At 40.7% G+C, this 21,757-nt stretch carries 21 protein-coding genes and 1 pseudogene; 8 read left to right on the forward strand and 14 right to left on the reverse strand.

Annotated elements, in window-relative coordinates:
- Positions 1 to 71: 71 nt before the first annotated feature.
- From FTU83_RS10295 to FTU83_RS10310, 4 genes are all read right to left on the reverse strand, one after another.
- Positions 72 to 704 (reverse strand): hypothetical protein, encoded by a 633-nt coding sequence (locus tag FTU83_RS10295; RefSeq protein WP_180106430.1) that lies wholly within the window; start codon positions 702 to 704, stop codon positions 72 to 74.
- 455 nt (positions 705 to 1,159) lie between these two features.
- Positions 1,160 to 2,092: an FAD-binding protein gene (locus FTU83_RS10300; RefSeq protein ID WP_111883923.1), complete on the reverse strand. Its 933-nt coding sequence runs from the start codon at positions 2,090 to 2,092 to the stop codon at positions 1,160 to 1,162.
- Between the two features lie 18 nt (positions 2,093 to 2,110).
- Positions 2,111 to 2,863 (reverse strand): electron transfer flavoprotein subunit beta/FixA family protein, encoded by a 753-nt coding sequence (locus tag FTU83_RS10305; RefSeq protein WP_180106428.1) that lies wholly within the window; start codon positions 2,861 to 2,863, stop codon positions 2,111 to 2,113.
- A gap of 527 nt (positions 2,864 to 3,390) precedes the next feature.
- Positions 3,391 to 3,996 (reverse strand): LysE family translocator, encoded by a 606-nt coding sequence (locus FTU83_RS10310; protein ID WP_180023307.1) that lies wholly within the window; start codon positions 3,994 to 3,996, stop codon positions 3,391 to 3,393.
- A 113-nt stretch (positions 3,997 to 4,109) separates the two neighbouring features.
- Here FTU83_RS10310 and FTU83_RS10315 point away from each other — a divergent pair, with 113 nt between their 5' ends.
- Positions 4,110 to 4,604, forward strand: coding sequence for an Lrp/AsnC family transcriptional regulator (locus tag FTU83_RS10315; RefSeq protein ID WP_180106426.1), 495 nt, complete (start codon positions 4,110 to 4,112; stop codon positions 4,602 to 4,604).
- Between the two features lie 512 nt (positions 4,605 to 5,116).
- On the opposite strand, the gene FTU83_RS10320 is transcribed toward FTU83_RS10315, so the two are convergent.
- The 7 genes from FTU83_RS10320 to FTU83_RS10350 form a co-directional block, all read right to left on the reverse strand.
- The gene (locus FTU83_RS10320; RefSeq protein ID WP_218945805.1) at positions 5,117 to 5,488 is read right to left on the reverse strand and encodes a hypothetical protein; all 372 of its coding nucleotides are present in this window, start codon (positions 5,486 to 5,488) and stop codon (positions 5,117 to 5,119) included.
- Between the two features lie 281 nt (positions 5,489 to 5,769).
- On the reverse strand, positions 5,770 to 6,693 hold the full coding sequence (locus FTU83_RS10325) for a tyrosine recombinase XerC (protein WP_180008330.1): 924 nt from the start codon (positions 6,691 to 6,693) through the stop codon (positions 5,770 to 5,772).
- A gap of 71 nt (positions 6,694 to 6,764) precedes the next feature.
- Complete coding sequence (locus FTU83_RS10330; protein WP_168378269.1) at positions 6,765 to 7,598, reverse strand: enhanced serine sensitivity protein SseB C-terminal domain-containing protein; 834 nt, start codon at positions 7,596 to 7,598, stop codon at positions 6,765 to 6,767.
- Between the two features lie 84 nt (positions 7,599 to 7,682).
- Entirely contained in the window at positions 7,683 to 8,528 is an 846-nt protein-coding gene (gene dapF, locus FTU83_RS10335) for a diaminopimelate epimerase (RefSeq protein WP_111883917.1), read from the reverse strand.
- A 13-nt stretch (positions 8,529 to 8,541) separates the two neighbouring features.
- Complete coding sequence (gene lysA, locus FTU83_RS10340) at positions 8,542 to 9,786, reverse strand: diaminopimelate decarboxylase (protein ID WP_180003346.1); 1,245 nt, start codon at positions 9,784 to 9,786, stop codon at positions 8,542 to 8,544.
- A gap of 24 nt (positions 9,787 to 9,810) precedes the next feature.
- Positions 9,811 to 10,020 (reverse strand): lipoprotein, encoded by a 210-nt coding sequence (locus FTU83_RS10345; RefSeq protein WP_372491094.1) that lies wholly within the window; start codon positions 10,018 to 10,020, stop codon positions 9,811 to 9,813.
- Positions 10,021 to 10,364: 344 nt separating this feature from the next.
- On the reverse strand, positions 10,365 to 11,768 hold the full coding sequence (locus tag FTU83_RS10350; protein WP_180009988.1) for an amino acid permease: 1,404 nt from the start codon (positions 11,766 to 11,768) through the stop codon (positions 10,365 to 10,367).
- Positions 11,769 to 12,098: 330 nt separating this feature from the next.
- Here FTU83_RS10350 and FTU83_RS10355 point away from each other — a divergent pair, with 330 nt between their 5' ends.
- Positions 12,099 to 13,454 carry a sodium:alanine symporter family protein gene (locus FTU83_RS10355; protein WP_180065027.1) on the forward strand — a complete coding sequence of 452 codons (1,356 nt, stop codon included), beginning with the start codon at positions 12,099 to 12,101 and terminating at the stop codon, positions 13,452 to 13,454.
- Between the two features lie 243 nt (positions 13,455 to 13,697).
- Here the strand turns inward: FTU83_RS10355 and FTU83_RS10360 are convergent.
- Positions 13,698 to 14,054: pseudogene (locus FTU83_RS10360) on the reverse strand (hypothetical protein); the annotation flags it as partial.
- Between the two features lie 185 nt (positions 14,055 to 14,239).
- Here FTU83_RS10360 and radA point away from each other — a divergent pair.
- The 6 genes from radA (at position 14,240) to FTU83_RS10390 (ending at position 20,005) form a co-directional block, all read left to right on the forward strand.
- On the forward strand, positions 14,240 to 15,628 hold the full coding sequence (gene radA / locus FTU83_RS10365) for a DNA repair protein RadA (RefSeq protein ID WP_180003350.1): 1,389 nt from the start codon (positions 14,240 to 14,242) through the stop codon (positions 15,626 to 15,628).
- 123 nt (positions 15,629 to 15,751) lie between these two features.
- On the forward strand, positions 15,752 to 16,753 hold the full coding sequence (locus FTU83_RS10370; protein ID WP_180106424.1) for a Tim44 domain-containing protein: 1,002 nt from the start codon (positions 15,752 to 15,754) through the stop codon (positions 16,751 to 16,753).
- Between the two features lie 201 nt (positions 16,754 to 16,954).
- Complete coding sequence (locus tag FTU83_RS10375; RefSeq protein WP_180003354.1) at positions 16,955 to 17,302, forward strand: hypothetical protein; 348 nt, start codon at positions 16,955 to 16,957, stop codon at positions 17,300 to 17,302.
- A gap of 1 nt (position 17,303) precedes the next feature.
- Positions 17,304 to 19,055 (forward strand): PepSY domain-containing protein, encoded by a 1,752-nt coding sequence (locus tag FTU83_RS10380; RefSeq protein ID WP_180106422.1) that lies wholly within the window; start codon positions 17,304 to 17,306, stop codon positions 19,053 to 19,055.
- A complete protein-coding gene (locus FTU83_RS10385) occupies positions 19,052 to 19,390 on the forward strand; it encodes a DUF3325 domain-containing protein (protein WP_180008350.1) in 339 nt (112 codons plus the stop codon). The genes FTU83_RS10380 and FTU83_RS10385 overlap by 4 nt, the downstream gene beginning before the upstream one ends.
- A gap of 102 nt (positions 19,391 to 19,492) precedes the next feature.
- Entirely contained in the window at positions 19,493 to 20,005 is a 513-nt protein-coding gene (locus FTU83_RS10390; protein ID WP_180008352.1) for a tetratricopeptide repeat protein, read from the forward strand.
- Positions 20,006 to 20,069: 64 nt separating this feature from the next.
- Here FTU83_RS10390 and FTU83_RS10395 read toward each other — a convergent pair whose 3' ends face one another.
- Both FTU83_RS10395 and FTU83_RS10400 read right to left on the reverse strand, forming a co-directional pair.
- A complete protein-coding gene (locus tag FTU83_RS10395; protein ID WP_180008354.1) occupies positions 20,070 to 20,594 on the reverse strand; it encodes a peptidase C39 in 525 nt (174 codons plus the stop codon).
- Positions 20,595 to 20,659: 65 nt separating this feature from the next.
- Complete coding sequence (locus tag FTU83_RS10400) at positions 20,660 to 21,607, reverse strand: DUF4424 family protein (RefSeq protein WP_180106420.1); 948 nt, start codon at positions 21,605 to 21,607, stop codon at positions 20,660 to 20,662.
- Positions 21,608 to 21,757 lie beyond the last annotated feature (150 nt).

The raw sequence follows: 21,757 nt of genomic DNA on the forward strand, positions 1-21,757 counted from the left end.
ATAGAGGTTGTTTATTGTTCAAAAAAATTCTTTTTGAAGCTTCAAATTTAGACGCATAAATGTGATAAAAATCACTCTTTATGATATTGCATGACCTCTAATTCTTGAGGTACATGATCCTGCTGCATCCATGGGTGTGCTGTTAGAAACAAACCTAAAATAAGCGGAAATTCATAAACTTCTTCGATGAAATCTTTATAAGCCAAATCGTACAAAAATAAAAAACTGAGACTTCGACTATGCTCAACTGCATCAGAAATAAATAAGCCCAATATCACCAAGCCCAATGGCCAAATTGGTAAAGCCAAGGTTTTTAAGTTACGTGCGATTTCTTGGCGTAAATAAGGCGAAAACAGCATAAAGACGACAGGTGCAATCATGAATACCGAAATTAAACGAAAATAAGGTTTAGGCACATCAGGAAAATAGTCACGCCCCCAGCTAATGCTACGACCAAATAGCAACAACCACCATGCGACAGCCCACAACCAAAATTGTTTCTTTCCATCTTGCATTTCAAGTGGTCGAATATAGAAAAAAGTAAAAATCGCAAAAAACAGCAATAACAATGCTTGGACCGATTCAACTGCTGTAACAGTCATTCCATCAAATAAAGGAAAAGAGATACTTTGTAAAACAGGAAAAAGTAAACAGCAGATCATCAGCACCAATACACTGACTGGTAACTGAAAATCAAATTTCAAAGGGAGACTCCGCCTAAAGGGCAAGTTCAATAAAAAAGCAATGTTAACACAAAATATACAATCCTTTAAGCTTGCTTTAAGTTTAAGATTCAAACTTGAAAGATAAATTTTTATTATTTTATTTTAAATCTTTGTATTTTTTATAATTTATTAATTTCCATCCTATTACCAAGCGATTGCTCCTGCTTACTTACCATTTAAGTTTCAACATACGTTTAGCTTACGCTACAGTAGTGTCTAATACCAATAATAAGAAATCACATCGTATGAATATTGAAGTACTAAACTAAGAATCCACTACCCCCATAAGCATGAAACATCTAACTGCAATTTATATATGTACATTTACGTATAATTAATCGATTAAACATAACCAAGAAGACCTACTAATTCGTCAAACAATAAAAACGCCCCTAAACCATAAGCTTAGGAGCGCCTTGAACTGTGTTCAGAAATTAGATTTTAGATACTAATTCTGGAACTACAGTGTTCAAGTCACCTACTAACCAGTAGTCAGCTACTGAGTTAATTGGCGCTTCTTCGTCTTTGTTGATCGCAACGATCACTTTAGATTCTTTCATACCTGCCAAGTGCTGAATCGCACCAGAGATACCTACAGCGATGTACAAGTCAGGAGCAACGATTTTACCTGTTTGACCCACTTGCATATCGTTTGGTACGAAACCAGCATCAACTGCTGCACGAGATGCGCCTTGCGCAGCACCAAGCTTGTCCGCTAATGGATCAAGAACAGTGTGATAGTTTTCACCTGAACCAACACCACGACCGCCTGAAACAACAATACGCGCAGCTGTTAATTCTGGACGTTCAGATTTCACGATTTCTTCAGAAACGAACTTAGAAATACCAGCATCACCAGTAGATGCAACAGCTTCAACTGCAGCAGAGCCGCCTTCGCTTGCAACAGCATCAAATGCAGTACCACGAACAGTCGCAACTACAACAGACTCGCCAGACTCTACAGTTGCAATCGCGTTGCCTGCATAGATTGGACGTTTGAAAGTTTTAGGACCTTCAACAGCAATGATGTCAGTGATCATGCTTACGTCAAGTAGCGCAGCAGCACGTGGAAGTACGTTTTTGCCCGTTGTCGTAGAAGCAGCAAGGATGTGAGTGTAACCCGCACCGATAGAAGCAACTAATTTAGCAACGTTTTCAGCCAATTGATTAGCATAAGCAGCGTCGTCAGCAAGTAATACTTTGCTTACACCCGCAACTTTAGCTGCTTGGTCTGCAACTGCTTGAGCGCCTGAACCAGCTACTAATACAGTGATATCACCACCGATTTTTTGCGCTGCAGCAACAACGTTAAGAGTTGCACCATTTAGTGCTTTGTTGTCGTGCTCAGCGATAACTAAAATACTCATGATTTTTATCCTTCTGTATTAGATCACTTTCGCTTCGTTTTTCAATTTATCTACAAGCTCGTCTACAGACTTCACTTGTACGCCCGCTTTACGTTCTGCAGGAGCTTCAACTTTAACAGTTTTAAGCTTAGTCGCAGGTGAAACGCCATAATCAGCAGGTGACTTAATATCAAGCGGTTTTTTACGCGCTTTCATGATGTTTGGAAGAGCAGCATAACGTGGCTCATTCAAACGTAAGTCAGTTGTGATGATTGCAGGAAGTGCAAGTTCAACAGTTTGTAAACCACCGTCGATTTCACGAGTCACTTGTACTTTATCGCCTTCAACTTTAACTTCTGAAGCGAAAGTACCTTGGCCAGCACCTAAAAGCGCACCAAGCATCTGACCAACTTGGTTAGAGTCGTCATCAATTGCTTGTTTACCAAGAAGGATCAATTGAGGTTGTTCAGCGTCTACAACACCTTTTAGGATTTTTGCAACTTCAAGTGCACCTAACTGGCTGTCGTCAGCTTCAACAAGGATACCGCGGTCTGCACCAAGCGCCATAGAAGAACGGATTTGTTCTTGAGCTTCTTTAGGACCAATAGAAACAACAACGATTTCTGAAACAGTTCCTTTTTCTTTTAAACGAACCGCTTCTTCCACTGCGATTTCACAGAATGGGTTAATTGACATTTTAACGTTCGTTAAGTCAACACCACTGTTGTCCGGCTTAACGCGAACTTTAACGTTGGCATCAACCACACGTTTTACAGCAACAAGAGCCTTCATGTAATCCTCGGCTGTTTTAGCAAATGTAAATGTTGAGAAAAGTTATATTAACTCTTCACTTTAAATTTTTTAGGTGCCCTATCTTGCAATGTGTACGGCATTTCGGTCAAGTCACAATTATCGAAAGACCTGTAAAAAAGCGTAATTTCCTTGAACTTATCGTTCACATTTTTTAAAGAATGCTTCAGTTATCCAAAAAAACGCATTATTCAGTTATTTTTTAAGCATTGATTTTTATTATTTTTTTACTTGATTTAGCTCATCAAAAGATCTGATTTAATATCAATTTTCGATCAATCTTTCTGAAATAGAGCTTTCCCTCTACACATTCGGCAACATATCTAAACTTGTCATTTAAGATAGAAGCATAATGAATTTAGCGCTAATTTCACTTTTCCGAAGCTAATTGGTGGGTTTTTCTCTCTTTCTTGTTCTTAATATGTGTCGATATTCAGCACATATAAAAAAACCTCCGCTTTCACGAAGGTTTTAGTTAAAGCATTTATTTCTATTTACATTTGCTGTTTTTAATTGGCAATTAACCATGTCGCAGCGAGAGCCAATAAACCACCTGATGTACCATCGATCCACTTTTGTTTGCGTTCATCAATTTGAGTTTTTTGTGTAATACGTGCAAAGACCACACTTAAACTACAATACACCACAAAAATCAGCCCAATAAAAATGAAGGACAAAATCAAACCTTGACTCACGGTATTCGCTGATTTATCGATAAATTGCGGCAAAATTGCAAAATATATCAACATTCCTTTCGGGTTCAGTAAAGCCGTAAAAAAGCCTTTTTTAATCGGGTTGGACGCTGACTTTTTCTCAATACTTAATTTTTTACTGCTAAATACTGAACGCAGCAAATGCGTTGCCAAATATAAAAGATAAGCAATCCCCAACCAGCGGATTGTTTCAAAGAGTAGTGGAAATGACACGATAATCGCAGCAATACCCAATGCCACTAAAATCGAGTGAACCAAATAACCTGAGCACACCCCCACTGTTGCCATCATGCCTGCTTTTGCATCCTTACCCATCACTTGTGACAGGATAAAAAGCATATCGGGTCCTGGTGTGAAAATAAGGGGAATTACCGTTAAGGCAAACAAAGCAAATACAGACATTTCAATTTTCCCTTTCTATGTCCTGAAAGTGAAATTAGTATGTTTGAATCGCTTTAAAATAGGATATCAAATATTCTATAATAGATATTATTTTTAGAATTATATTCTATTTTATGAAGACATCTTCTAAGTCAATTCTAGTTAAACTAGATCGTATTGATAAAAATATCATTCGCGCACTTCAAAATAATGGCCGCATCCAAAATAATGACTTAGCCAAGGAAATTGGACTCTCGCCTTCTTCTTGTTTACGTCGGGTCAAATTACTCGAAGAAGCAGGTGTGATTCAGAATTACACCACCGTGGTCGATCCACAAAAGATTGGCTTTCAATTAATTTTGTTCTCTCGTATTTGGTTGAATGGGCAAGATGCTGAAACCATCGATACTTTTATCGAAGCGATGAAAGAACTTCCTCAAGTCATGGAGTGCTACATTATTTTGGGTGAGTGCGATGCAATGCTCAAAGTTGTAGTTCCTGACCTAGAAAGTTACCGTAAATTTCAGTCTACTCACTTAACCAAGAAAAATGGCATCACTAGTGTAAAGACTGATTTACCTAGCCAAATCATCAAACAAAGCTTCCAGTTACCGTTAGAAGATTTATAAACAGAAATTGGTCTGCCAACGAGCAACTCAAGCATTAGAAACGACGAGGCTGATACTACAAGAATGACCACGTAGTAACGCAGTTATTCACAGCCTCGAATGCAAATACCTAGCTATGCGGTATTTCATTATATTTTAAGCAAAGAAAAATAATAATTTGCGGCACATTTGCAGCAATTAAATGGGAAATATCTAGGAGGTCTTTGAGCTCAATTGCTCAAGTAGGAAAACCATTGATTGGATTGACAGGCTCTCGCTATCAAAATTAAACGAATTGAATTACTGAACAGCGAAATGGGTTTGCATTTAAAGATTTTGTTTAGCATCATAAGTTTTGCAAAGACGTCCACTAGCTTATCTCAAATGTTTATTTGAAAGCTTAAAACCAAACGAGGTAGACACTTTAACGCTCTGCTCATAAACATCACAACATGTCATGGTGCGGGTGATATAAGGGCTAAACATCCAAAACCAATGAAGATAGCCCATGAGTTGTTTATTTGACCAATGGTTTAGGCTGGCTGATTTTCCAAAAAGTCACGATGGATGTGGCTTAGGTCAATAAGTTCATACTTTGCCAAATCAAAAATACGCCAAATGGTGAGGGCATCTTCTTTACTGTCAAATTTAGCAGTTGCTTTATTGGTAAGCTGCCATTGTTTATCCGAAATCCAAATAAAGTATTGGCCCGTCGCAGCATTAAACGCCTGAACTTTACCATCGGCATTAATCCCTTGAAGCTGTGAACCTTCTGGTAATACAGCTTCTATTTCAGGCAAACCAATTTCAACAAAGTGTTTGATTTGGCGTAAGCCGTATCCTGCAAAAATTTCTTTTTGCTGACCATTTAACTGGTCATATTTTTCTTGAATATCTGAAATCATGGTATGGCCTATATATTTTTTTAACGGTACAGCAATTTAGTAAATGGCGAATTTCACTTCAGCACTTACGTCAATTCAATAATGGACAATTTTTATACCCGATAATTTGAATTTTTATAATGCGACAATAGTTCAAAATGTCGGTCAATTTTACCAATATTTTTTCACATCCTTATTTAACTTTCATGAAGCAGACCACTTTAGGATGCAAAATATGAAATCTAGCCTATAAATTTAAGCAATATTTAGACCATTACGAGCTAAAGTCGTATTTGCAATTGTTACGAATCTTTATGCTGCGCCCGTGGATGGGCTTGATCATAAACTTGTGCCAATCGATCAAAATCCACATGGGTATAAATTTGTGTAGTGGTTAAATTACTATGCCCCAACATTTCTTGTACAGCACGCAAGTCACCACTATTGGACAACATATGGCTAGCGAAGCAATGACGCAATAAGTGTGGATGTAAATCGACATTTACACCTGCACGTTGAGCTTGAAATTTAACTCGATTTTCAATTTGCCTTACCCCGAGTGGATTACCTTTTTGGGTGATAAAAACTTGGGCTTCTGGGACAAAATCACCATGCCATGCAGGATATAATTGCAACCAATGCATCACAGCCTCTTTTGCTTTAGAACCAAAAGGTACAATGCGTGTTTTATTGCCTTTACCCGTAATACGTAACAGTTGGCGATTAAAATCAATATCTCGAATGGTTAAGCCCTGCACTTCAGCCAAACGTAAACCACTTGAATATAGCAACTCCAAAATCGCTTTATCACGTATCCAAAGTTGCCGTTGAGTTTCACTTTCTGGCTCAGGCTGTTCCATGATTTGTTTAATGGTTTCAATATCGACCAATCCAGGTAAAGGACGTGATTGGCGTTTGAGCTGAAAATCATCTGCGGGGTTGAAACTAAGATAATCCCCTTGTTCTGCCCATTTCATAAATTGGCGAATCGAAGATAACATGCGCTGTAAACTACTTGGACTGAGCTGAAACTGTTCCACTTTATGAGCAACAAATTCACGCAGATCTGACTTTTCAACATCATGCAGTGGCAAGTTGCGTATTGTACAAAATTGGAGAAAATCACTGACATCACGCTCATACGCTTGCAATGTATGTTTAGACTGATTTTGAATTTCACGTTCCTTCAACCACATAGTCAGTAGTTGACTCTGATCCATCGTCATCTGTCTTCTCCCATTTCAACATGTGCTTTAGCGTTGCAGTACGTTCACTAAAGCGATTTTACATATCTATTTTATGAAAAGAGTCTAGCAAAGAACCCCTTAGGCTTACCATCAACACGTTGGTAAAAAGCTTGCGTTTCATTAAGCAAATACCCTTCTACACCATCCACACTGTGCGGATTGACATGGATCAGATCCACTGGGCATTGCTCTTTTAAACTATCCTGTGTGATACGACCAATTTTACTGTGCAATTCTTGAATTTGTTGTTCAGATAATCCTGCTTCTAAATCTAATCCGATCAACAAAGTCGGTGAATCATCTCGAGCTTGATTCAGCATTTGCGCTAAATAAGCAGCTTTTACCACACGCTCTGTGCCGAAAAAAATGCTTAATTGATCAATCATAAACTGCGGATATTCCGCCGGCTGACCAATTAAAACTTCCGTATCTTCCGTAACTTCATAGTTTTCTGAGGGCTGAATATACTGCCCGTTCAGCAAATGTTGAATTTCTTCTGGTACAAAGTCCTTCGTCGCATCAGGTGATTGTGGATTCAATACAAGCCTTGCTCCTAAAGTCATTTCAAATAATGCCTTGGTTGGTAGCCGGATATACGACTCCTCTTCAGATATTGCTAAACGCATTTTTTCCAAGGACGTAAAAAATGGAATGACGCAATCATATGTTTCATCTTCCCATGATTTCAATTGAATACGGTCGCCTTCATCCAAGATCAAATCTTCGGCAATACGTGAATCACGTCCCCCTGTTGTTCCCACACAATACACATTGGCTGCCAATAACTGAGCTAAAAATTCGGGTCGATACGCGGGTTCATGTAAGGCTTTATGAAAAAGTTGTTCTAAGATTTCTTCTTTTATTTCTTCGTTTATTTGTTCCATGTTGATTCCAATCCAATTGAATTATAATTTTTTATTCACTTTTTATTTTATGAAAAAAGCCCTGAATGAATCAGGGCTTTGATTTTAACCTTGGAAGTAACTTAAATCTAAGCGTCCTTCGTAAACTGTTGCAGTTGGTCCAGTCATCCAAACCACACCACCTTCTTGCCACTCAATTTGCAGCTTACCACCTGCCAACTCTATTTCGACCGAATTAGCTAATAAACCACGACGCATACCTGATACTGCCGCTGCACAAGCACCTGTACCACAGGCCATAGTTTCACCGACACCACGTTCAAATACACGTAAGCGTGCATGTTTCTCGTCCACAATTTGCATAAAACCTGCATTTACACGCTGTGGAAAACGCTCATGCGATTCGACTTGTGGACCAATTTTAGCAACGTCTGCGGTAATAACATCAGGAACGATCGTCACTGCATGCGGATTACCCATACTCACCACATCAATGGTGAGTTGTTCATTATTCGCCAATGCAATGTCGTATAAGTTTTCAGGCTCTTCCGCAATAAATGGAATTTCATGCGGCAAAAAGCGTGGATAACCCATGTTGACGCGCACCCAACCATTCGCACCTAATTCAGGCTCTACGATACCTGACTTGGTTTGTACTTTGATTTTGGTTTTGCTGGTCAACTTACGTTCATGCACAAAGCGCGCAAAACAACGTACGCCATTACCGCATTGTTCAACTTCCGAACCATCTGCATTAAAAATACGATATTTAAAATCGACATTAGGCAAATCAGGTGGCTCTACAATCAAAAGCTGATCAAAACCAATACCAAAATGACGGTCAGCCAAACGCTGAATCGTCACTGTATCTAAATAAGCTCGTTGGCTAATCAGATCGACCACCATAAAGTCATTGCCAAGGCCATGCATTTTGGTAAATTCTAATAACATCTCGAATTTCTCCTTAAGGCAATAAACGTTCACGTTCCCATAAGGATTCGATGGTTTCACGCTCACGAATCAAATGAGACTGATCACCATCAACCATCACTTCAGCAGCACGTCCGCGGCTATTGTAGTTTGAGCTCATGACAAAACCATAAGCACCCGCACCCAATACTGCAAGCACATCATTTTCTTGAATCGCCAAATGACGTTGCTTTCCGAGGAAATCTCCGGTTTCACAAATCGCACCAACAACATCCCAGTCTTTCTTTTCTGTATCAGTACGAGGCGTTACTTCCTGAATATCCATCCATGCTTCATATAAAGCAGGTCGGATTAAGTCGTTCATAGCAGCATCAATAATGGCAAAATTACGATGATTGGTCGGTTTGAGTAAATCAACTTTAGTTAACAACACACCTGCATTTGCAGAAATACTACGCCCCGGTTCCATATACACCTTAAGGCCTAATTTTTCTAAAGCCGGACGCATTGCCTGAGCATATTCTTCAACAGTTGGTGGAACTTCGTCTTTGTAAGTCACACCTAAACCACCACCGATATCGATGTGTTTTAGGTGAATCCCCATCTCTTTCAATTGATTGATCATCACAATGACACGATCAAGTGCATCAACAAAAGGCTGAGTTTCAGTCAACTGTGAGCCGATATGACAATCAATCCCGATAATCTCAAGATTTGGCAATGATGCCGCATACGCATAAGTTTCAAAAACACTGTCTGAAGGAATGCCGAATTTATTTTCTTTTAAACCCGTAGAGATATAAGGATGGGTTTTAGCATCCACATCTGGATTTACACGCAATGAAATCGGTGCTTTCTTACCCATTGCCGCAGCAACTTTTTGGATTCGATCTAGCTCTGCATGAGATTCAACGTTAAAACATGCAATACCCACGTCCAATGCTTTTTGGATATCGGCTTCAGTTTTACCCAAACCTGAGAATACAATTTTAGAAGCTTCACCACCGGCTTTTAACACACGTGCGAGTTCACCACCCGTCACGATATCAAAACCAGCGCCCTGCTTGGCAAGTACGTTTAACACCGCAAGATTAGAGTTTGACTTTACCGCAAAACAAATTTGATGGTCGATAAAGCTAAATGCACGATCCATATCTGAATAATGCTTTTCAAAAGTAGCTTTTGAATAAACATAAAGCGGTGTGCCATATTGCTGTGCAAGCTGTTGTAAAGAACATTGCTCTGCATGCAATACCCCATTCGTACGGGTGAAACTCATGAAAGTATCCTTTCTATAAAAGCATTAAGGTGTAGGGTTAGAATTTGAAGATTCCGATTCAGTTGCAACAGGAGCCGCTTGTTTTTCCTGCTTTTGCTGTGCAGGCGTATCTGGATAAATCAGATATTTTGCGCGCTTATCTGCATTTGCATCTGAAGGTAAATGCAATGCACCAGACTGACCACAAGCGGTCAGCAGCACAGCACTTGCTAATACAATAATTTTATAATTCATAAAACGATACATAAACGTACCTAATGAAAAGATTTTTCCGAGTATAACGTGATCAACCCGCGGATAAAAGAAAAGCCCTGTAATTCCAAGTGAGCTTTTTGCCATTCTGCACTAAATTTAAGCAAAATTTGATGGTGCTGTTTTCAATCCTTATTTGTCTTTATTTCTAGCTCGATCAGGCTATTGATTTCACTGAAATAGCATATCAATTTGAATGCTGTTTAATACAAATCGAAACGCTAATAAACAGTCTGTTTTAACTTAAAATAAGTCCATATCCAAATAAAAAAGCTGCCTCCTCAGGAGCAGCTTTTTATGTTTTTACATCAGATCAAAAATGTAAATTAATGGTGCTTTTTCTTATAAAAACCGAAATAGCCAATAATCAAAATGATGAACCAAATTGGGCTCACCATGAGCGCTTTCATGGTATCTGCTTCTAGCGACAAGACATAAATCATGCCGATGAAGAAGATAATCACAAGCCAGCAAGTATATAAGCCACCTGGTAATTTAAAGGTTGATTTCGCATGCAGCTCAGGACGAGTTTTATAGTAAACGATATAGCTCCAGATAATCATGAGCCATACGCAGATAAATAAAATCGTAGAAAGTGTAGTTGCTAAAGTGAAGGCTTCAACCGTGTTCGGTACGAAATACTGTAATGCCGCACCCAACAGTAAACAAACTGCCGAGAAATACAACGCATTTGCCGGAACTGCACGTGAGTTTAGACGGCCAAACGCTTTTGGACCTTGCTCTTCACGAGATAAACCAAACAACATACGTGAAGTCGAGAACACACCACTATTCATCGATGACATAACTGATGACAACACAACCAAGTTCATAATAATCGCAGCAGCAGCAATACCGGCTTGGCTAAACAAGTTCACGAATGGTGAAATGCTTGGGTCAATGGCATTCCATGGCGTAACGGACATCACAATCACAAGTGCCAGCACATAGAAAATAATGATACGAATCGGAATCGAGTTCACAGCTTTAGGCAAGTTGTGTTCTGGATCTTTGGTTTCTGCTGCCGTAGTACCCACGAGTTCTACGCCGACAAAGGCAAAAATGGCGATTTGGAAACCTGCCAAGAAGCCAGTTACTCCTGTTGGGAATAGACCACCATGTGACCATAAATGTGTGAATGATGCGATTTCACCTGTCGATGAGGTAAAACCGGTAAAGATCATCCAAAGACCGACACCAATGAGCACCACGATTGCAATAATCTTAATCAGTGCAAACCAAAACTCTAATTCACCAAAAAGTTTAACCGTAACAAGGTTTAAACCCATGATAAACACAATGGCGGCAACACTGATCATCACCCCTTCTTCGGGCGAGAACGGGTTACCTCCATTAAAGAATTGCAGGTAATAAATGATGGCCGATAAATCAGCAATCCCTATAGTGATCCAGCACAGCCAATAGGTCCAACCCACAAAATAACCTGCCCACGGGCCGATTAAGTCGGTTGCAAAATCGATAAAAGATTTATATTCAAGATTTGATAGTAATAACTCGCCTAATGCACGCATGACGAGGAAAACCATAAAACCAATAATCATATAGATAATAAGGATGGACGGACCAGCTAAACTGATGGTCTTTCCTGACCCCATAAATAAACCTGTACCAATAGCACCACCAATCGCAATCAATTGCAGGTGTCGGTTGGACAGGCTTCGTTTCAAATCGCCGCTATCGGCGTGCGATCCATGACTCTCATTTGACATTATTTAATTCAACTTCGCGTTCCAATTGCGACAAATTAACGTAAAAGTTTCAGAAAATACAAAATTATTTTTCATCATCTATATTTTCGGATTAAGTGACAAAGTTAATTTATTTTTCTTATATATAAAAATCTTAACCTCTATCCCAAATTCAAAGCGACAAACAAAACAACAATTTACTTGTAAAAACTTCAATTCTATGCAAAAAATATTTTCCCAACGATAAAAAATTTATGCCAAAAATCATGGAAGTTTCTAACAATGGCATATCAATTGCTACAGATATCAAAAATGTAGCATTCACTCAGGACCGATAAGAAGAAAGATACTATGCAAGATCTACACACACTCATGAATACACTCAGCGGTTGGGTCTGGGGCCCATACATGTTGGTCCTCATTGTCGGAACAGGTGTATTCCTCACCTTCCGTTTACTATTCTGGCAATTCCGCATGTTGCCTTTAGCATTTAAACAAGTGTTTGGAAGGCATGAACATGCCAAATCACATGAAGGCGATATTTCACATTTTGCCTCACTTATGACTGCTTTATCTGCAACCATCGGTACAGGTAATATCGCAGGCGTTGCAACAGCCTGCGTCCTTGGTGGCCCCGGTGCAGTATTTTGGATGTGGATGACAGCCCTCTTTGGTATGGCAACCAAATATGGTGAAGGCGTACTCGCAGTCAAATATCGCGTAAAAAATGAAAATGGCGAAATGAGCGGCGGTCCAATGTACTACATTGAACGTGGACTGAAGTGGAAATGGCTCGCTGTCATTTTTGCCCTCTTTGGTACTTTAGCCTCTTTCGGCATTGGCAGTTCAGTACAGTCCAATACGGTTGCCCTCGCTGTTGAAAATAGTCTCGGACTTGAAACGTGGATTACAGGTATTGTTATTACTATTCTGTCTGCTTTAGTAATTCTCGGCGGAATTAAATCCATCTCTAAAGCATCCTCTTATATCGTACCTATTATGGCTGTCGGTTATGTATTGGGTGGACTAATCATCATTTTAAATAATCTTGAATTGGTCATTCCTTCTCTCAAATTAATCTTTACCTATGCATTTACTGGCGAAGCTGCGGCAGGTGGTGCGATTGGTGCGGCTATTCGTTATGGTGTTGCCCGTGGTGTTTTCTCTAACGAAGCAGGTATGGGTTCTGCACCTATTGCCGCGGCTGCTGCGAAAACGGATCACCCTGCACGTCAAGGTTTAGTTTCAATGACAGGTACATTTATCGATACGATTATCGTGTGTTCTATCACCGGGATTGTTTTGGTCATGGGCTTTATTATGGCAGGCAACAGTTTTGGCGACCAAACTGGTGCAGTTTTAACTATCAGCGTATTTGATAAATTATTACCGGGTTTTGGCGGCTTGATCGTCACCTTCGGGATTATTTTCTTTGCATACTCAACCATTTTAGGTTGGAGTTACTATGGTGAAAAATGCTGTACTTACTTACTTGGTGAAAAGTTTGTCTTGATTTACCGTTTGATTTACATCGCTTCAGTCTTTGTAGGCTGTGTGGCGACTCTTGATCTTGTGTGGTTATTTGCCGATACCTTTAACGGTTTGATGGCTGTACCAAACTTAATTGCGCTGTTGTTACTTTCTGGTGTTATTGCCAAAGAATCGAAAGATTTTATTGCACGTCGTAAATCAGGTGAACTGTACTAATCCTTTCACGCTACTAAACAAAAAGCCACGTGAATTCACGTGGCTTTTTTATTCGGACTGATAATCGATATTTACTTATTGAATCGTACCGATTTGACCATCATCAAATTTGTCGTTTTTCGTGTTGCTTTCATTGGATTCATCCTTTTGATCTGACTCAGCATCTTCAATAAAGCCTTCGCCAAATTGGTCACCAAACTCATTTTCAGCATATTCAGAATCTACAGCACTGGCTTCCATCAGATCCGCTTCGATTTCTAAGGCAATTTCCAAGGATAAAGAAAAGAACAATACCCCCTGAATTTTCATGTTCCCTTGTTCATCTTCAAGATATTCACTGAGAGTTTTATATGCAGGGCTGCTTTCATCAAAAGGTACGTCAAGGTATAAATCACCTGTATAGCTATCGATCAAAGACTCACCTTCTAGCCCCATACAAGGGAAATACTCGAGATTTTGCAGGTCAAACCAGTGCATAACGTCATTACGTACCGTATTTTTCTCAGGATGTTGATGATCATATTCTTCAAAATGCACAAATAACACATCACGATTTTTTTCACGTGCAATGGCATCGATATGTCGTAATAGTTCAGTCATGTGGTGACCCATTTCAAAAAATATAATGCGCTATTATAAAGTGCTTACTATATAAAAGTGCAGCTATTGAAAATAAAACGACATCAATTGACCTTCAACAGTCATTTCATGCGATAAAAACTTGGTTTTTCGATGTATTCACCGCTATGCTGTGACTCAATTTGAGTTTGTGCACAGTAAATATTATGGCGAAAGCAAAAAGTGTCTATCGATGTGAACAATGTGGTGCTGATCATCCCAAATGGGCCGGTCAATGTACCGAATGTGGTGAATGGAATTCATTAGTCGAAGTCAATATTGCACCCGCCGTTACACACCGTGCACAGCCTAAAATGGGCGGTGGCTATGCAGGTCAAGCCGCTGCTGTGACCACCTTAAATCAAGTTTCTGTTTCGCATGAAACCCGAATGGCAACAGGTATTGGTGAATTTGACCGTGTACTCGGTGGTGGACTGGTCACAGGTTCAGTTGTGCTGATTGGTGGTGACCCCGGCATTGGTAAATCCACTATTTTGCTACAAACCGCAACCTATATGGCGGCGAGTAAAAGTTCTGCCTTATATGTCACAGGTGAGGAATCTTTGTCTCAGGTGGCGCTACGTGCCCAGCGCCTAGATTTGCCGACCGATCAACTTAAAGTCATGGCAGAAACCTGTGTCGAGCGTATTTGCGAAGTATTGGCACATGAACGCCCTGCCGTGGCCATTTTAGATTCGATCCAAACCCTATACACCGAAACACTCCAGTCTGCGCCGGGCGGTGTTTCCCAAATTCGTGAATCGGCTGCACTCCTGACCCGCTTTGCCAAAAATAGTGGCACTGCACTGTTTATTGTCGGTCACGTAACAAAAGAAGGTTCTTTGGCCGGCCCTCGCGTGCTTGAGCACATGGTCGATTGTGTTTTGTATTTTGAAGGTCAGTCTGACTCGCGCTTCCGTATGATTCGTGCGGTGAAAAACCGTTTTGGTGCAGTCAACGAGCTTGGTGTATTTGGCATGACCGATAAAGGTCTGCGCGAGGTATCAAACCCATCCGCTATTTTCCTGAGTCGTTATGATGAAGCCATTCCGGGCTCTATCGTCATGATTAGCCGTGAAGGTACACGTCCACTTTTAGTTGAAGTTCAGGCTTTGGTAGATGATGCGCACGGACAACCTCGACGCGTGGCCTTAGGTTTAGAACAAAACCGTTTAAACATGCTTTTAGCCGTTATGCACCGTCATGGTGGCGTACAAACCGCTGGACAAGATGTCTATGTCAATGTCGTCGGTGGTTTAAAAATCACTGAAACCGGTTCTGACCTTGCGGTACTTTTAGCCTGCGCCTCTAGCTTAAGAGCTAAAGCCCTGCCACAGCATTTGGCAGTATTTGGTGAAGTCGGCCTTTCAGGCGAAATCCGCCCTGTACCCAATGGACAAGAACGACTCAAAGAAGCCATTAAGCATGGGTTTAAAACCATTATTTTACCGCGTGGGAATGCACCGCAAAAACCGATTTCAGGTGTAGAAATTATTTCTGTCGCACGTTTACATGAGGCGTTGAGTCAGGCAATTACACTTACCGATGAGTCTTAGTCACGTTGAATCGTTTATTTTGAATGAATTTTCAATTTTTTACCGATGTTCTATTGAAATTCAGTACAAATGGCGGCATAACTAGATGGCTATTTTAACTTTATATAGATATAGGAAAATTTGATGGAAGTTCGACAGCGTGGTTTGATGACTGCTCTTTTAACAGCAGCCCTTTTGGTAGCGCCGATTGCAGAAGCGAAACGTGCCGGTGGTGGTAAAAGCCATGGTATGAGCCGTCAAGCTGCTCCAACTCAGTCTTATCAGCAACCTCGTCAATCTGCTCCTGTTCAACAGCCTGCAACTGCTGGCGCTCCAGCTAAATCTGGCTCGAATGTGGGCGGAATGGTTGCAGCTGGTGTGGCTGGTGCTGCAATTGGTGCAGTCGCTGCAAATGCGATGGCCGATGACAATAACGGTCAAGCAGCTTCTGAAGCGCAAGCTCAACAACAGGAAGAGAAAGGTGGTATTCCAGGCTGGATCTGGATTTTACTTGCCGCTGCTGTTGCCTTCTTCATTTTCCGTAAGATGGGCGCAAAAAAAAAACTAGCCACTAACAATCCGTATGCGCCAAACAGCGGTGCAAACAATGCACCGTTTGGCCAACAAAATGCTGCACCTCGTGCAGGCAATGACAATACGAATATTTTTGGTAATTCTGTAGGCGGTAATTCAGCAGCTTCAAATGCTCCATTTGGTGCAGCTGCTGCAACGAACGCGCCTTTTGGTGCTGCCTATACCAACAGCGGCAATCAATTGCCTGATGGTACAGAGCCAGCAACATTTTTACGTGTTGCACGTCAGCGTTTTAACCACATTCAATCGATGAATACTGCAAGCAACATTTCTGAAATTCAGCGTTACTTAACACCTGACCTTTACCAGTCTATGTATAACGACATTATGGCGAATAAAGATGAAGACGTTGCTGAGTTTTCTAACTTAAATGCTATGGTGGTCGATTCTGCTAACGAAAATGGTCAATACGTTGTAAGTGTTCGTTTTACAGGTACTGTAAGTGAAGACTTAAATAGCCTGCAACAGCCATTTGCTGAAGTATGGCATTTTGTTAAACCTGCGGGTTCTGATCAAGACTGGTTAGTTGCAGGCATTCAACAAGAGCAATAATGTAGACAATTAAGCATTCTTGCATTCTAAAATAGCGACTCCGGTCGCTATTTTTTCGCCTTTAATTCTCCTCATTTAAATCCATTTCTACTCAGCATGCTGAAAAATCAATAATTTTGTGAATACATTATTCTAATTATTAATAATAATTGTTATCATTTAGATTAACTTTAATACAATTTCCAAGCGCTTAAGTATTTTATGAATAGCTCACCACCTGAGGCACTCGTGACACCCCTCACATCTGCGCTGCCTAAAACGCGTAAAGACACCCCCTCTCTATTGACCTATCGCTTGATGATTTTCTATCGCTTTGCCCTCGCTTTAGTGGGCGGATATGTTGTCGCAATGCTATCTGCCATCGTAATTGCAGATGTATTTAGCGAAGACCGTGGAAGTGCAGCCATGAGTGCAACTTTAATTTCATTTATCCTGTGGAGCTGTGCATTTATTTGGGTCTTTATGGTGAATAAAACCCTCAAAGCAACTTTAGGCATTGTGATCCCTGCGGTGTGTTTGTATGCCATTTACATGATGATGGGAAGCTAAAATGCGTGTTGATGCAAAAGTAGAGGGGCCTCGCCAGTCCATGTCTTGGCTGCATACATGGGCTAGCCTAATCTTAGGTTGGTTGCTGTATGCTATTTTCCTGACCGGAACCCTGAGCTTCTTTAAAAATGAAATCAATGTTTGGATGACACCTGAGCTGCATCAATCTGTTCCAGCCAGTTCACAAGTCCAACAAACTGAAGTCGCACTGAATTATTTACAGCAAAATCATCCGAATGCAGGTGCTTGGAATATTTTGCTGCCAAATACGCGTCAAAATGCCACATTAATTACCGTTCGTGAACAAGGTGAAGACCCTCGCGCACGCCGTGGTGGTAAACAAATCTACATTGATAGTGCTACAGGTGAAGTGCTTGAGCCGCGCGATACGTGTGGTGGTAATTTTCTCTATCGTTTCCATTTCGAACTTTATGGTATGCCACGTATGTGGACGCGATGGTTTGTCGGGATAGCGACACTGTTGATGTTAGTTGCCATCATTAGTGGTGTGATTACTCATAAAAAAATCTTTAAAGATTTCTTTACCTTCCGTTCAGGTAAAGGACAACGTTCTTGGCTCGATGCACATAATGCAACCGCAGTATTTGCGCTTCCCTTCCACATCATGATCACCTTTAGTGGCCTGTTGCTGCTGTTATTTACGATCATGCCTTGGGGGATTGAGCGTATTTATGAAAACCGGGGACAATTTTTACAAGAACAAAATCGTGCCCTAGTTCAAGAAAATAAACCTGAAGGACGTGAATCTGCCCAAGGACGCGAAGAACGTGGCGAACGCCCACAGCAAGCCCGTGCCAATTCTGCGCAAAACCAAGGCGAAAATCGTGCTGAGGGCCGTGGTGAAGGTCGAGGAGATCGTCGCTCTAAACGTGAAGAACAACCTGTCGTTGCTGCGCCGTTGACCAACTTAGCGCCAATCGTGACTGCGGTTCAGACTGAATGGAAAACCAATCCTATTAGTACCGTTAGCATCATTGCACCGAATACAGACCAAGCTAAAATTGAGCTACGCGCCTTACATGGTGAAAGTGTTGCATATCGAAATGTCTATGCAAGTAAACAATTTGATGGCGTAACAGGCAAAGACTTAACTGACGAAAGTGCCAAGTTAAAGCACCCTTCTGTACCGATGGGTATTTACAATGTAGTGACCACGCTACATGAAGCACGCGGTGTAGATTTAGCACTACGTTGGCTGCTGTTTATTTCAGGGATTGTAGGCACCCTGATGGTCGCTACAGGTCTCATTCTGTGGTGTGTAAAACGTGCACCGCAACAACAAAAACAAGGCTTTAAATCATTTGGCTACCGCACGGTTGAAGTGACCAATATTGCAGCGATTATTGGTTTACCCATTGCCTGTGCAGCATTTTTCTATGCCAACCGTTTTATTCCCGCACAGCTTGAAAACCGTTCGGAATTAGAAATTCGTAGTTTCTTTATTGTTTGGCTACTAACGCTTATTTATGCGATGTTCCGTACGCATCGTCAAGCGTGGCTAGAACTTTTAGCTTTTGCCACAGCAATTTTTGCCTTACTGCCGATTGTAAACTTCATGACTGGTGGTCAACCGCTTTGGAATACCATGGCAAATGGCCAATGGATGATTGCATCCTTTGATCTTGCAATGTGGCTTTTGGCTATCTTGTTTGCCTATTCATTTTATAAAGTGAAAAAGCATAAAGGGCTGCCTGTTAAAAAAGCACGTGGCACAAAGGAGGTTGAAGCATGATGTTCTTTCTCCTGATTTGGACACTGAGTAGCTTAGGTTTTTTTGCCTTGGCAAGCAGCATGTCAAAACATCAAAAGCAGTTCTACAGCAAAGAACTAAGTGTGGGCCAAACACGGTTAGCCACGCTAGTCGGCTGGGCGCTATTGATCATCGCCTTGATAATTTGCCTCTCTCTTGGCACGCCGAGCAATAACATCAGTTATTGGTTTGGCGCGCTGACTATTGCGGCTTTATTTGTCGGGCTATGTATTAGTTATATCGCTGAATATTTTTGGAAAATTATTGGTGCATTGGTTGTCGTATTTGTATTGTCAGCTGTGTTATTGAAATTTTAATTCATTAGACAAGCTTCTCTAAACATTGAAAGCCAATCTTCGGATTGGCTTTTTTCATGCCAACCGATTAGGCTATGCCTATTCTGCTCTTTTGGATTACACATGTCTGAACTTTCGATCTCTCCTGCTTTATATAACCGTGCCATGGCAGGCAATAAAGATGCTCAATTTGAACTGGCTGAAATTTATATGCAAAGTGAAAATGATGAGCATGTTGAACTTGCAGAAGAATGGGCACTCAAAGCAGCTCAGTTAGGTCATGTAGAAGCAATGTATTGGCTGGGTGAAGGCTATGCAGTCTATGCCAAAGATATGCTCGAAGAAGATCCGGAAGAATCTAAAACCTATTTTGAACATGCGCACCGCTGGTTAGAACAAGCGGCGAAGCATGACCATCCTGCTGCTATTTTAGAATTGGCCAATTTTTACCGTCGCGGCGATGTGGTGGAAAAAGATGTCGCTAAATCCATTGAACTGGTTGAACAATCTGCAAAATTAGGTGAAGTTCAGGCCATGCGTGATTTGGCTTTTATTTATGCCAATGGATTAGGCATCGACGCCGATGAAGAAAAAGCAGATTTTTGGAATGAAAAAGCCAATATGGCTGAGCAATAATCCAATTATTGTCTAAAAAATAAAGCCCATCTCATGATGGGCTTTTTTCATTCAACAATATGGCTCAGCTCGCCACATAATCATTTACATCCACAATAATGACTTGTCGGCAAATGCCTTCCGCACCACGCTGCTGTTCAAATACGTCTGCTGGCATGGCATCAAAGCTGTCAAAGAAACTGATCTCTGTCTCATCAATGTCATACACCAAGGAATGATTCCCCACGCCTTCTAGGGTGTCGTAATAGACAATCACAAACTGATTTTGTTCAAAAGCCTGCTGGATTTGTGCATAGCCAATTGCAGGTAATATAGGCAGTTCCAATTGATCCGCTTCTGCATAGCTGCGTTTTTCACTGTCTTGCAGCTCAGGATCATGCTCTGTGTAAAACTTTACTAGAAAGCCAAACTTTTTCAGTCCTACAGCCAAACCAATGGTTGTTGTGCCATGGCCAGCTTCATAAGCGCAAACTTCGATGAGCTGCTGAATGTCTGCATCTATACCTAAGTGCTGCAGCAACATCCACACTGCATAAATGCCGCCATTGGCTTCTAAATTTGCCAACTCATCAGGTATTTCCATCGACATATATCAAAACTCAAAATTGCTTATGGACGATGATAAACAAATCGCAGCAGTTTTGCCTGCAAGTTTTAATCCAGACCTGATTTCACATGCACAAAAATAATGTCCAAATCTTGTTTGGGCACAAAATTCTTTTCAACCATTTGAAACTGCGTAGCGCTGATTTTCTTCACTTTACCTGCCCAGCAAAAAGAAACCAACTCTCCTGCATCACGCTCGATAGTCAGTTTAAAATCTTGAATAGGCTTTGCCCAATTGGCACCAGTTTTTAAGATATAGCCCAGCGCTTGAAATGGTGCATGCTGTGATTTAGCCTTTCTGAGTCCTGCCTTAAAGTTTTGATCCATACAATAACTTTTATTATATTCATCAGGATATAAAGCCACAGACCCACCCACTAGCGGTGCATATTGATGCTGTACACGTGTGAGCGCATTGGCTTTAAACGTTTGCTTCCAGCTATAAATCACCTGAGATGACCATGAAATTTCTTCACTCAAATCTTTGGGTAATACTTTTTGCAGCGCTGCATTTTTACAGTTTCTAAGCTTTGCCTCAAAAGTTTTATATTCAACATCTTGCCTGCTCCACGGATTCAGCATGTCTTTTTCCGTAAATCCGCATTGCTTAAAACTCTCAGTCATATCAATCGGCGCTGTTTTCTCATCTTTTTGAATAAAAGTGCGTACGTGCATTTCAGGCTGAATCGTTTTTCCATTCACCTGAACTTTAAAACTTTTTAGCAATTTTTCAGTATTGGCAAAATCAGATTCAAAGAAGTTTTCAACTTTTGGCAACGGAAATAAGACCGTTTCAGTCACATCTTTATTGCTTAAATTTTTGAACTGGTAATCGACCTTGATGATTTTTTTACTAATAAACAGGTCTTCACTGAACATTTGAATATCTTTATTTTTCAGGTATTGCACACCGCCTGTTGCCACATAGCCTGTTGAATCATTGGATACGGCAAGCACTGGCCAAAACATCAATAAAGCCATTAAGGGTTTAATCATTCTTCTTATACTCCCAAGCGATTTATTAAATTTAAATACTCACAGCGTAATTTTATAGATCAAGAAATCTATAAGTCAGATATTAACCAATTTCAGATTGGAACAAAACGTAATTCCAAGTACAATACTGCCCTAGTCGAGGGATGCTGC

This window comes from Acinetobacter sp. YH12152, from assembly GCF_013418285.1.
GTDB lineage: Bacteria > Pseudomonadota > Gammaproteobacteria > Pseudomonadales > Moraxellaceae > Acinetobacter > Acinetobacter amyesii.

Excerpts from the sequence above, each read along its gene's own strand:
- FTU83_RS10355 (WP_180065027.1), top strand. The coding sequence starts at position 12,099 with ATGCAAGATCTACACACACTCATGAATACACTCAGCGGTTGGGTCTGG.
- radA (WP_180003350.1), top strand. The coding sequence starts at position 14,240 with ATGGCGAAAGCAAAAAGTGTCTATCGATGTGAACAATGTGGTGCTGAT.
- FTU83_RS10370 (WP_180106424.1), top strand. The coding sequence starts at position 15,752 with ATGGAAGTTCGACAGCGTGGTTTGATGACTGCTCTTTTAACAGCAGCC.
- FTU83_RS10305 (WP_180106428.1), bottom strand. The coding sequence starts at position 2,863 with ATGAAGGCTCTTGTTGCTGTAAAACGTGTGGTTGATGCCAACGTTAAA.
- FTU83_RS10350 (WP_180009988.1), bottom strand. The coding sequence starts at position 11,768 with ATGTCAAATGAGAGTCATGGATCGCACGCCGATAGCGGCGATTTGAAA.
- FTU83_RS10385 (WP_180008350.1), top strand. The coding sequence starts at position 19,052 with ATGATGTTCTTTCTCCTGATTTGGACACTGAGTAGCTTAGGTTTTTTT.
- dapF (WP_111883917.1), bottom strand. The coding sequence starts at position 8,528 with ATGTTATTAGAATTTACCAAAATGCATGGCCTTGGCAATGACTTTATG.
- FTU83_RS10400 (WP_180106420.1), bottom strand. The coding sequence starts at position 21,607 with ATGATTAAACCCTTAATGGCTTTATTGATGTTTTGGCCAGTGCTTGCC.
- FTU83_RS10300 (WP_111883923.1), bottom strand. The coding sequence starts at position 2,092 with ATGAGTATTTTAGTTATCGCTGAGCACGACAACAAAGCACTAAATGGT.
- FTU83_RS10395 (WP_180008354.1), bottom strand. The coding sequence starts at position 20,594 with ATGTCGATGGAAATACCTGATGAGTTGGCAAATTTAGAAGCCAATGGC.
- FTU83_RS10390 (WP_180008352.1), top strand. The coding sequence starts at position 19,493 with ATGTCTGAACTTTCGATCTCTCCTGCTTTATATAACCGTGCCATGGCA.
- FTU83_RS10330 (WP_168378269.1), bottom strand. The coding sequence starts at position 7,598 with ATGGAACAAATAAACGAAGAAATAAAAGAAGAAATCTTAGAACAACTT.
- FTU83_RS10345 (WP_372491094.1), bottom strand. The coding sequence starts at position 10,020 with ATGAATTATAAAATTATTGTATTAGCAAGTGCTGTGCTGCTGACCGCT.
- FTU83_RS10310 (WP_180023307.1), bottom strand. The coding sequence starts at position 3,996 with ATGTCTGTATTTGCTTTGTTTGCCTTAACGGTAATTCCCCTTATTTTC.
- FTU83_RS10315 (WP_180106426.1), top strand. The coding sequence starts at position 4,110 with ATGAAGACATCTTCTAAGTCAATTCTAGTTAAACTAGATCGTATTGAT.
- FTU83_RS10325 (WP_180008330.1), bottom strand. The coding sequence starts at position 6,693 with ATGACGATGGATCAGAGTCAACTACTGACTATGTGGTTGAAGGAACGT.
- lysA (WP_180003346.1), bottom strand. The coding sequence starts at position 9,786 with ATGAGTTTCACCCGTACGAATGGGGTATTGCATGCAGAGCAATGTTCT.
- FTU83_RS10380 (WP_180106422.1), top strand. The coding sequence starts at position 17,304 with ATGCGTGTTGATGCAAAAGTAGAGGGGCCTCGCCAGTCCATGTCTTGG.
- FTU83_RS10320 (WP_218945805.1), bottom strand. The coding sequence starts at position 5,488 with ATGATTTCAGATATTCAAGAAAAATATGACCAGTTAAATGGTCAGCAA.
- FTU83_RS10375 (WP_180003354.1), top strand. The coding sequence starts at position 16,955 with ATGAATAGCTCACCACCTGAGGCACTCGTGACACCCCTCACATCTGCG.